This is a genomic window from uncultured Aureimonas sp., assembly GCF_913775355.1.
Lineage (GTDB): Bacteria > Pseudomonadota > Alphaproteobacteria > Rhizobiales > Rhizobiaceae > Aureimonas.
In genome coordinates this window covers 1-8,771 of sequence record NZ_CAJYIU010000078.1, presented here as the reverse complement: position 1 = coordinate 8,771, position 8,771 = coordinate 1, and the positions used below count along the sequence as shown (strand labels likewise).

The 8,771-nt window shown below is 70.0% G+C and carries 5 protein-coding genes; 2 read left to right on the top strand and 3 right to left on the bottom strand.

Features of this window, described 5'->3' with window-relative positions; translation table 11 throughout:
- The 3 genes from malQ to QZ753_RS05750 all read right to left on the bottom strand — a co-directional run.
- A partial coding sequence (malQ, locus tag QZ753_RS05760; protein ID WP_294641792.1) for a 4-alpha-glucanotransferase occupies window positions 1-1,502 on the bottom strand: 1,502 nt, incomplete at its 3' end.
- A complete protein-coding gene (gene treZ, locus QZ753_RS05755; RefSeq protein WP_294641791.1) occupies window positions 1,502-3,379 on the bottom strand; it encodes a malto-oligosyltrehalose trehalohydrolase in 1,878 nt (625 codons plus the stop codon). The genes malQ and treZ, both read right to left, overlap by 1 nt.
- Window positions 3,380-3,569: 190 nt before the next feature.
- Complete coding sequence (locus QZ753_RS05750) at window positions 3,570-4,724, bottom strand: putative zinc-binding peptidase (RefSeq protein WP_294641790.1); 1,155 nt, start codon at window positions 4,722-4,724, stop codon at window positions 3,570-3,572.
- A gap of 195 nt (window positions 4,725-4,919) precedes the next feature.
- On the opposite strand from QZ753_RS05750, the gene QZ753_RS05745 reads away from it, so the two are divergent.
- Together QZ753_RS05745 and QZ753_RS05740 are read left to right on the top strand one after the other, a co-directional pair.
- The gene (locus tag QZ753_RS05745; RefSeq protein WP_294641789.1) at window positions 4,920-8,240 is read left to right on the top strand and encodes a DUF2126 domain-containing protein; all 3,321 of its coding nucleotides are present in this window, start codon (window positions 4,920-4,922) and stop codon (window positions 8,238-8,240) included.
- Window positions 8,230-8,771: circularly permuted type 2 ATP-grasp protein (locus tag QZ753_RS05740; protein ID WP_294641787.1), on the top strand; the 542-nt coding region annotated here is incomplete at its 3' end. The genes QZ753_RS05745 and QZ753_RS05740, both read left to right, overlap by 11 nt.

The window sequence follows — 8,771 nt, the reverse complement described above, 5'->3', positions numbered from 1 at the left end:
CGCGCCGTCGCCGCCTCGTCCTGCCGCCCGGTCTCGGAGCGCAGCTTGATGTCGGCGCCGCGCCACCAACCGGCGAGCGTCGCCAGATCATGCGTCGAGACGCAGGCCAGCGAGCGCTCGGGATATTCGCCGGTCGCCTTGAACAGGCCGTCGTCCCAACGCTCGAAGTAGAGCACCTTGTAGGCGAGGATGTTGGCGTCGTGCATCACGTCGCGGAAGCCTTCCGGCACCGTGCCGAGATCTTCGCCGATCACGAGGCACCGGTTGTCCTGCGAGACGCGCGCCAGCGCGTCCACCATCTCGCCGAGCGGATAGCGCACGTAGCCGCCGCCGCCGGAGCGGCTGGTCTCGGGGATCCACCAGAGACGCGCGAGACCCATCGCATGGTCGATGCGGATCGCCCCCGCGTGCTCCATCAGCGCCGCATAGGCGGACGTCAGCGGCGCGTAATGGCGCTCGGCCAGCGCGCGCGGCGACAGCGGGGCGAGCCCCCAGTCCTGCCCGTCGGAGTTGAACATGTCGGGCGGCGAGCCGACGCGCGCCTCGCGCACCGTCAGCTCGGGATCGGCCCAGGTCTCGGCGCCGTCCGGCGACACGCCGACCGCGAAGTCGAGATAAAGCCCGATCGCCATCCCGGCCGCCTTGGCGCGGCGCTGCGCCTCGCCAAGCTGCCGGTCGCATTCGAACTGCAGCCATTCGTGGAAGAGGACGTCGTCGGCGTGGCTCGCCTCGAACGCCTTCACGGCATCGCTCGAGCGCTTGTGGAACGCGTCCGGCCAGTTGTGCCAGCCGGCGCTGCCGCCCTCCCCGCGCATGTGAGCCGAGATCGCCTCGAACAGCGCGAAGTTGCGGAGCGCCGTGCCGCCCTTTTCCTGAAAGGCGCGGAAGGTCTCGTCCACATCGAGCCCGCCGCACACGCTCTCGAAGGCCGTGCGCAGGAGCCGATGCTTCAGAAGGCCCATCGCGGGATAGTCGACGAGATCGCCGCCGAGCGCCTCGAACGCGGCCGGGTCGGTCGCGCGAGCCTTCGCGATCGCCTCCGGACCGCCCGCCAGATCGTCGACCGCAAGATAGAAGGGATTGATGAAGCGCCGGGTCGAGGGCGAATACGGGCTGTAGCGCCCGGCGTCCGACAGGAACAAGGCGTGCAGCGGATTGACGCCGACGAAGCTCGCGCCCTCGGCACCCGCGATCTCGGCGAGATGGCCGAGATCCTGGAAGTCGCCGATCCCGAGGCTGCGGGCCGAGCGGAGCGCATAGAGCTGGCACGTCACGCCCCAGCGCTTGGCGCGCGCGGCGTCGGGCAGCGCGCAGGCGAGCGACGGGCGGTGCTCGGCCTCGGCGAACGCCCCCGCCTGGCCCGACGCCGGATCGACCTTCAGCGCCTTGAGGAGCGCCGACTTCGCCTCGTCCGGGATCGCCTTGGCCTCGCCGAGCTCGGACTTGTAGCGGATCTGGATGCCGTGGCTTTCCGCCAGATCGTCGAGCGGGACACCGGCCATCACTGCACCCCGCCGAAGAGCTGCCCGTCGGCGAGCGCGAAGACGACGGTCATCGCCGGCACGCGGCCGGCGCCGAGTTCTTCGTGCGACTGCTTGTGGTTGGCGTAGACGATCTCGGCGCCCGATAGCTTGCCCGTGTCGAGGCCTTCCGGAATGGTCCACGCCTCGTCCGACAGATTGGCGAAGAGGTGATAGACGCGCCCGGGCTGGAGTTCCCAGGACACCACGAAGCCGAGACCGTCCACGAACACCTTGCCGCAGCCCCCGCGTGCGCCGTCGAGCAGCGGCATCAGCACGTCCTGACGCTGCTTCAGGAGCTTGGTCGTGACCTGCAGGCGGCGGCGCTGGATCGGACGGGTGACGAGATCCCAGTCGATGCGCGAGATCTCGAAGGTGCGCTCCGAGTTGGGGTCCGGGAAGACCTCGGCGGCCTCCTCGTCCTCGAAGGCGGCGAACTTGCGGAACTCCTTGCGGCGGCCCATCGACACCGCGCTCGCCAGTTCGCCGTCGAAGTCGGTGAAGAAGCAGAAGGAGTTGCAGTCGCCGAACTCGTCGCCCTGGAACATCAGCGGGATCTGCGGCGACAGGAGAAGGATCGCCTGCACGCAGTCGTAGATGCGGGCCGACGACAGGGAGCGCAGGCGGTCGCCGAAGGCGCGGTTGCCGATCTGGTCGTGGTTCTGGATGAAGTTGACGAAGGCCGTCGGCGGCAGGTGCGCCGACGGATTGCCGACCTCGCGCTCGCGGTGCTTCGACATGTCGCCCTGGAACACGAAGCCGGTGGCGAGTGAACGCGCCATCTGCGCGGCGGTCTCGCGCCGGTAGTCGGAGTAGTAGGATTCCTGCTCGGCCGTCGCCAGAACGTGGGCCGTGTGGTGGAAGTCGTCGTTCCACTCGCCGGAAACGAGCGGGATCGACCCATCCTCGCCGCGCTCGATATGCCAGGTGATGTTGCGGTCGTCCTCGGTCGTGATGTGGACGTGACGGTCCGACATCACCTCCCGCACCCGCGCGGCGAGCTCCTTCACCAGCGGCGTGTCGGTCGTGTCCTTGATCGAATCGATCGCGTCGAGCCGCAGGCCGTCGATCCGGTATTCCGTCATCCAGTAGAGCGCGTTCTCGATCATGAAGTCGCGCACGGGCTTTTCGTCATAGGCGATCGCAGCGCCCCAGGGCGTCGAGATCTCCTGATGGAAGAACTCCGGGATGTAGGAGGGGATGTAGTTCCCGTCGGGTCCGAAGTGATTGTAGACCACGTCGAGGAAGACCATCAGGCCGCGCTCGTGCGCCGCGTCGACGAGGCGCTTTAGCCCCTCCGGCCCGCCATAGACCTGATGCGGGCAGTAGAGGAGCACGCCGTCGTAGCCCCAGCCCCGCTGGCCGCCGAACTGGGCGACGGGCAGAAGCTCGATCGCGGTGATGCCGACGTCTCTGAGATAGTCGAGCTTCGGGATGATGGCGTCGAACGTGCCTTCCTCGGTGAAGGTGCCGACATGCATTTCGTAGAAGATGCACTCGTGCCACGGCCGCCCCTTCCAGTCGGCGGTGCGCCACTGGTGGGCGCGCGGGTCGACGAGCCGCGACAGCCAGTGCACGTCGCCGGACTGGGCGCGCGCCGCAGGATCGGCGACCAGCGTCTCGCCGTCGAGGCGGTAGCCGTAGGACATGCCGGGCCCGATCGAGGTCGCGACCGTCTCCCACCAGCCGTCGTCCGATTTCGTCAGCGGGTGGAAATGGTCCGGCTCCGTGGAATCGACTTCCGCCACGGCCAGCTCGACGCTCTTGGCGCTCGGTGCCCACAGACGGAACCGGCTGCCCTCGGGGGCGTAGCGCGCCCCCCAGCTCGTGTCGAAGGAGAAGGTGTCGCCGCCGCTCATGCCCGCTGTGCCTCATGTCGATGGGGGAGCGGGCACGCCGGGCGCCCGCGCTGAACGCCGCGCCGGATCCCCCTCGGTGCCCGGCCAGCGTGTGGGTAAGTGGAGCGTGGGCGTCGTCCGGCAGGGGCCGGGCGACGCTTTATTGCATAGCGGGATAAGAGGATCTCACCCCGCGCCGCACCAGCACCCGTCAGGCGGCGACGGGCTGCTCGGCGGAAGCCGCCGCGCCGGTCGCGGGCACGGGCTCGACGGGTGCCGCGCGCTCGGCCGGCCGCGCGGCATGGCCGATGCGGCCGTGCACGAGGTCGTGGATGAAGCCGAGCTTGCCGATGACGGTCGGCGACAGGACGAACGGGTAGAGGTCTTGCAGGCCCATCGCGCGGTTCATCGAGTTCAGCGCCTGGCTGACGGCGAGCCAGCCGTCGTTGATCTGTTCGATCGTCGTCGCCTCGTCATAGACCTTGAAGTCGAGGTCGGTCGTGAGGATGCCGTCGCGGTCGAGCCGCGGATGGATCGTCATGCCCCAGGACCCCGCGACCTCCAGCGAGTCGACGATGTGGAGGTAGTGCGCCCAGGTCTCGGCGAAGTCTTCCCACGGATGCACCGCAGCGTAGGACGAGACGTACTCCTCCTGCCAGTTCGGCTTCGGCCCGTTGGCGTAGTGCGTCTTCAGCGCCTCGCCGTAATCCTGGCTGTCGTCGCCGAAGACCGCGCGGCACGCGTCAAGCGCGCCGCCGTCGCGCACCAAGATGTCCCAGTACCAGTGGCCGACCTCATGCCGGAAATGGCCGAGCAGTGTGCGGTAGGGCTCGCCCATCGCGGTGCGGCGCTTCTCGCGCTCGGCGTCGTCGGCCTCGGCGAGCGCCACGGTAATTACGCCGTCAGCATGGCCCGTCATCACCTTCTCGCCGCTCGCCGGATCGTCGGCGAGGAACTTGAAGCCGAGCCCTTCCGGGTGTTCGGCCTGCGTGTAGAGCGGCAGGCGCAGGCGCAGGAGCGTGTAGAACAGCCGGTGCTTGGCCGCCTCCATCTTCGCCCAGAGCGCCTGGTTGTCTGGGTTGGACAGGTCCGGCACCATCAGATTGTGCCTGTCGGCGAGGCAGTAGAGGTCGGAGCTGTCCGCCGGCACCAGCCAGTTGCAGACGCCATACTGGTAATTGTCGCAGTAGCGCCAGTGCGATCCGTCGCTGCCGCGCCCGACCGACACGAAGTCGGTGCCGGCGGGCTCCAGCGCCAGGACGCGGTTGGTGCGCGGCTCGTAGCCGAGGGCATGGCCGCAGCGTTCGCAGCGAACGTTGTTGAAGAAGACGACCTGATCACAGGACGGGCATGAGAACAGCTTCATCGGGGATCCCTCGCGCCCCCGCCGGCCGGTCGGCGGGTGTGGCGCGGTAACACGGGCGCACCAAATCGGTTCCCGCGCCCCGAAGTGACGGATCGATCGAGGAAATCGCGTCTTGCCGCATTGCAGCAGTTCCAGACGGCGCACCTTGTGCATAGACTGCGAGCGGTCGAATCCATTCGTCGAGTCCGGGAACCGATGCCGATCCTCGCAGCGCTCCGTCACCTGACCCACTATCGCTACGACCGCCCGGTCACGCTCGGGCCACAGACGATCCGGCTGCGGCCCGCCCCGCACTCGCGCACGCGCACACCCGCCTACTCCCTGAAGATCGAGCCGGCCGAACACTTCATCAACTGGCAGCAGGACCCGTTCGGCAACTGGCTGGCGCGCGTCGTCTTCCCGGAGAAGGCGCGCGAGCTGCGCATCGAGGTCGATCTCCTCGCCGACATGACGGTCTACAATCCGTTCGACTTCTTCGTCGAGGAATGGGCCGAGACCTACCCCTTCGCTTATGGCGATGATCTTTCGACCGACCTCAAGCCCTACCTCCAGACCGAGGCGGCAGGCCCCCGGCTCCAGACCTTCCTCCATTCCGTCGACCGGACGCCGGTGCGCACGATCGACTTCCTCGTCGCCCTCAACCGCCGGGTCGAGGCGGCGGTCGACTACACGATCCGCATGGAGCCGGGCGTGCAGACGCCGGAGGAGACGCTGGAGAAGGCCTCGGGCTCCTGCCGCGACTCGTCCTGGCTCCTCGTTCAAGCCTGCCGCCACCTCGGCCTCGCCGCCCGCTTCGTGTCGGGCTACCTGATCCAGCTGAAGCCCGACCTCGTGGCGCTCGACGGCCCCGCCGGCACGAGCCACGATTTCTGCGACCTTCACGCCTGGGTCGAGGTCTACGTGCCGGGCGCCGGGTGGATCGGCTTCGACCCGACCTCGGGCCTGATGACCGGCGAGAGCCACGTGCCGCTCGCCGCGACCCCGCACTACCGCTCCGCTGCCCCGATCGTCGGCGGCGTCGACCCGGCCGACGTCGAGTTCGACTTCGACATGAGCGTGACGCGGGTGTCGGAAGCGCCGCGCGTCTCCAAGCCCTTCTCCGACGAAAGCTGGGAGGCGCTCGACGCGCTGGGGCGGGCGGTGGACGAAGACCTGCGGGCGATGGACGTGCGGCTGACGATGGGCGGCGAGCCGACCTTCGTGTCGATCGACGACTTCGAGGGCGCGGAGTGGAACGCCGACGCCACCGGCCCGGCCAAGGCGGGGCTCGCCGACGGGCTGCTGCGCCGCCTGCAGGCGCGCTTCGCGCCGAACGGCTTCCTGCATCACGGCCAGGGCAAGTGGTACCCCGGCGAAACCCTGCCGCGCTGGACCTACTCGATCTACTGGCGGCGCGACGGCAAGCCGATCTGGCGCGATCCGGCGCTGCTCGCGGCCGACGACGCGCCGCCCGCCGGCGCCACCGTCGAGGCGGCCGAGACCTTGATCCGCAGCGTTGCCGAGCGGCTCGCCATCGACCCGGCGAACGCGCTCAAGACCTTCGAGGACCCGTCCTACTGGATCGCCCGCGAGGCGAAGCTGCCCGAAAACGTGACGCCCGGCGACTCGCGCCTCGAGGACGCCGAGGAGCGCTCGCGCCTCGCCAAGGTGTTCGACCGGGGGCTCGGCCGTCCGGTCGGCGTGGTGCTGCCCGTGCAGGCGTGGCAGGCCCTGCCCCGGCGCTGGATGTCGGAGCGCTGGGCGACGCGGCGCGGCCATGTGTTCCTGGTGCCGGGCGACAGCGCGATGGGCTATCGTCTGCCCCTCTCCTCGCTCGCCCACCTGCCGCCGGCGCGCTACCCCTATACCCACCCGTCGGACCCGCAGCAGTCCTTCGCGCCGCTGCCCGAGCCCGAAGCGCTTGGGAAAGCTCTGGCGCGCATCGACAAGCAGGACCCGCCGACCTGGACGCCCCCGGAAGCGTCGGCCGACGACGAGATCGTGGGCGCCGTGCGCACCGCGCTCGGCATCGAGCCGCGCGATGGCATCCTCCACGTCTTCATGCCGCCGCTCGAAACGGTGGAGGCCTATCTCGACCTTCTCGCCGCGATCGAGGACGCGGCCCGCGCGCTCGGGCAACCGGTGCGCATCGAGGGCTACGCGCCCCCGTTCGACCCGCGGCTCGACGTCGTGCGCGTCGCGCCCGATCCCGGCGTCATCGAGGTCAACGTCCACCCTGCCCGGTCGTGGGGCGAGGCGGTCGAGATTACCACCGCCGTCTACGACGCGGCGCGGCAGTCGCGGCTCGGCACCGACAAGTTCATGGTGGACGGCCGACACGCCGGCACGGGCGGCGGCAACCACGTCGTGGTCGGCGGCGCGACGCCGGCCGACTCGCCCTTCCTGCGCCGGCCCGACCTCCTGAAGTCGCTGGTGCTGCAATGGCAGCGCCACCCCTCGCTTTCCTATCTCTTCTCCGGCCTCTTCATCGGCCCGACCAGCCAGGCGCCGCGCATCGACGAGGCGCGGCACGACCAGCTGTACGAGCTCGAGATCGCGATGGCCGAGGTCCCCGCCCCCGGCGAGGGCGCGGCGCCCCCGCCCTGGCTGGTGGACCGATTGTTCCGCAACCTTCTCGTGGACGTGACGGGCAACACCCACCGCTCCGAGATCTGCATCGACAAGCTCTATTCACCGGACGGACCGACCGGCCGCCTCGGGCTCGTCGAGTTCCGCGGCTTCGAGATGCCGCCGGACGCGCGCATGAGCCTTGCCCAGCAACTCCTGATCCGCGCGATGATCGCGGCCTTCTGGCGCCGTCCGCTCGCGGGTCGCTTCGCGCGCTGGGGCACGCAGCTCCACGACCGCTTCATGCTGCCCGAATTCGTCTGGGCCGACTTCCTGTCCGTGCTCCATGAACTCTCCGCCGCCGGCTATCCCCTCCGCTCCGAATGGTTCGAGGCACAGTGGGAGTTCCGCTTCCCGTTCTGCGGCAAGGTCGACCGCGAGGGCGGCGTGTCCCTGGAGCTGCGCCAGGCGCTGGAGCCGTGGCACGTCATGGGCGAGACGGGGGCGATCGGCGGCACGGTGCGCTTCGTCGATTCCTCGGTCGAGCGGCTGCAGGTGAAGCTCTCCGGCTTCGACCCGTCGCGCCATGTCGTCACCTGCAACCGCCGCCCCGTGCCGCTCGCGCCCGGCATCGAGGCCGGTACGTCGGTCGGCGGCGTGCGGTTCAAGGCGTGGCAGCCGGCCTCCGGTCTGCACCCGACGATCCCGGTTCATGCGCCGCTGACCTTCGACATCTTCGACCGCTGGTCGGGACGCTCGCTCGGGGGCTGCGTCTATCACGTCGCCCATCCCGGCGGGCGCAACTACGACACGTTCCCGGTCAACGCCTACGAGGCCGAGGCGCGGCGCCTTGCGCGCTTCGAGGACATCGGCCACACGCCGGGGGCGTTCCGGCCCGCGTCCGAGATGCCCGACCCGAGCTTCCCGACGACGCTCGATCTCCGGCGGCCCGCCTCGCTTGCGCACTGAGGGAACCCAGCGCCAGTCGCAGTCGCAGGGGGGCCTCGGTCCGGTCGGCGAGCCTCCGAGGCGCCCGGTCGCCGGGGCCTTCGACGAGATGCTCGCGCCGGACGGCAGCGTGCGGCCGGTCTACCGGCCGGTCGTCGACGCGCTCGCCGCCCTCTCGCGACCCGAGCGCGAGGCCCGGTTCGGCGCCGCCGAGCAGTACCTGCGCGAAGCGGGCGTCTACTACCGGGCGGGCGAGGACGGCGGCGCGCGCCAGTGGCCGCTCGCCTTTCCGCCCTTCGTGATCGATCCGGCGGAGTGGCGCGGCCTCGAAGCGGCCTTGCGCCAACGCGCGACCTATCTGGAGCGCCTTCTCGCCGACCTTTACGGCGAGCGCTCGCTGGTGCGCGAGGGCATCCTTCCCGGCCGCCTCCTCGGCCGCAATCCGGAGTTCCTGCGACCGCTGGCGCGGCAGGGCATGAGCGGGCGTCCGCTGATCCGCTTCATCGCGATCGATCTCGGGCGCGGGCCGGACGGCGCGTGGCGCGTTCTCGG

Excerpts from the sequence above, each read along its gene's own strand:
- treZ (WP_294641791.1), bottom strand. The coding sequence starts at position 3,379 with ATGAGCGGCGGCGACACCTTCTCCTTCGACACGAGCTGGGGGGCGCGC.
- QZ753_RS05750 (WP_294641790.1), bottom strand. The coding sequence starts at position 4,724 with ATGAAGCTGTTCTCATGCCCGTCCTGTGATCAGGTCGTCTTCTTCAAC.
- QZ753_RS05745 (WP_294641789.1), top strand. The coding sequence starts at position 4,920 with ATGCCGATCCTCGCAGCGCTCCGTCACCTGACCCACTATCGCTACGAC.